The organism is Allomuricauda sp. d1, from assembly GCF_039592695.1.
Classification (GTDB): Bacteria; Bacteroidota; Bacteroidia; order Flavobacteriales; family Flavobacteriaceae; genus Flagellimonas_A.
In genome coordinates this window covers 1-2,199 of sequence record NZ_JBBUTK010000008.1, presented here as the reverse complement: position 1 = coordinate 2,199, position 2,199 = coordinate 1, and the positions used below count along the sequence as shown (strand labels likewise).

Annotated in this window: 1 protein-coding gene; it reads left to right on the top strand. The window is 63.9% G+C overall.

Going from position 1 to position 2,199, the window contains the following annotated elements; translation table 11 throughout:
* Nucleotides 1-2,199, top strand: a 2,199-nt coding sequence (locus AAAH86_RS14990; protein ID WP_343488489.1) for a hypothetical protein, incomplete at both ends; no start/stop codon positions are given.

Genomic DNA, 2,199 nt, shown 5'->3' with positions numbered 1-2,199 from the left:
GCAGCGGCCTGACCCAGAACGGCTCCGGTGCCCTTGAGGTTGACGTGAGCTCTTTGGCGGGCGACGGCGACATCACCTCCAGTGACCTTACGGTGACGGGCGGCACGGACGCGGCCTTCAACGATGTGACCCTTGAGATAGCCGATGACGCGGTCAATGCCGCGACGATAAACGCGGATGTTGCGGGCAGCGGCCTTACCCAGAACGGCTCGGGCGCCCTTGAGGTTGACGTGAGCTCGCTTACGGGCGACGGGGACATCACCTCGACGGACAGTACGATAGACATCACGGGCGGCACCGATGCGGCCTTTACCGACGTGACCTTGGACGTAGCGGACGATGCGATAACAACGGACAAGATAGCGGCTGGCGCGGTCGAATCGAGCGACATCGCTGCCGATGCGGTCAATGCCGCGACGATAAACGCCGACGTGGCTGGCAGCGGCCTGACCCAGAACGGTTCCGGTGCCCTTGAGGTGGACGTGAGCTCGTTGGCGGGCGACGGCGACATCACCTCTACGGACAGTACGATAGACATCACCGGGGGCACCGACGCGGCCTTCACCGACGTGACCTTGGACGTAGCGGACGATGCCATCACCACGGACAAGATAGCGGCTGGCGCGGTCGAATCGAGCGACATCGCTGCCGACGCGGTCAATGCCGCGACCATCAATGCCGACGTGGCTGGCAGTGGCCTTATCCAGAACGGCTCGGGGGCCCTTGAGGTTGACGTGAGCTCGTTGGCGGGCGACGGCGACATCACCTCCAGTGACCTTACGGTGACGGGCGGCACGGACGCGGCCTTCAACGATGTTACCTTGGAGATAGCGGCCGGAGCGGTGGGCACGACGGAGCTTGCAGCGGACGCCGTTACGACGAACGAGATACTTGACGGCACGATAGCCTCCGGCGACATTGCGGCCGACGCGGTCAATGCCGCGACGATAAACGCGGATGTTGCGGGCAGTGGCCTGACCCAGAACGGCTCCGGTGCCCTTGAGGTTGACGTGAGCTCGTTGGCGGGCGACGGCGACATCACCTCCAGTGACCTTACGGTGACGGGCGGCACGGACGCGGCCTTCAACGACGTGACCCTTGAGATAGCCGCCGGGGCGGTGGGCACGACGGAGCTTGCAGCTGACGCCGTGACGACGAACGAGATATTGGACGGCACGATAGCCTCCGGCGACATCGCTGCCGACGCGGTCAATGCCGCGACGATAAACGCCGATGTGGCTGGCAGCGGCCTTACCCAGAACGGCTCGGGCGCCCTTGAGGTTGACGTGAGCTCTTTGTCGGGCGACGGCGACATCACCTCCAGTGACCTTACGGTGACGGGTGGCACGGACGCGGCCTTCAACGATGTTACCTTGGAGATAGCCGCCGGGGCGGTGGGCACCACCGAGCTAGCAGCTGACGCCGTTACGACGAACGAGATATTGGACGGCACGATAGCCTCCGGCGACATCGCTGCCGACGCGGTCAATGCCGCGACGATAAACGCCGACGTGGCTGGCAGTGGCCTTATCCAGAACGGCTCCGGTGCCCTTGAGGTGGACGTGAGCTCTTTGGCGGGCGACGGCGACATCACCTCTACGGACAGTACGATAGACATCACCGGGGGCACCGACGCGGCCTTCACCGACGTGACCTTGGACGTTGCGGACGATGCCATCACCACGGACAAGATAGCGGCTGGCGCGGTCGAATCGAGCGACATCGCTGCCGATGCGGTCAATGCCGCGACGATAAACGCCGACGTGGCTGGCAGCGGCCTTATCCAGAACGGCTCCGGTGCCCTTGAGGTTGACGTGAGCTCTTTGGCGGGCGACGGCGACATCACCTCCAGTGACCTTACGGTGACGGGGGGCACGGACGCGGCCTTCAACGATGTTACCTTGGAGATAGCCGATGACGCCGTGAACGCGGCGACCATCAATGCCGATGTGGCTGGCAGCGGCCTTATCCAGAACGGCTCGGGTGCCCTTGAGGTTGACGTGAGCTCTTTGGCGGGTGACGGCGACATCACCTCGACGGACAGTACGATAGACATTACCGGTGGCACGGACGCGGCCTTCAACGACGTGACCTTGGACGTAGCGGACGATGCGATAACAACGGACAAGATAGCGGCAGGCGCGGTGGAATCAAGCGACATCGCTGCCGACGCGGTCAATGCCGCGACGATAAACGCCG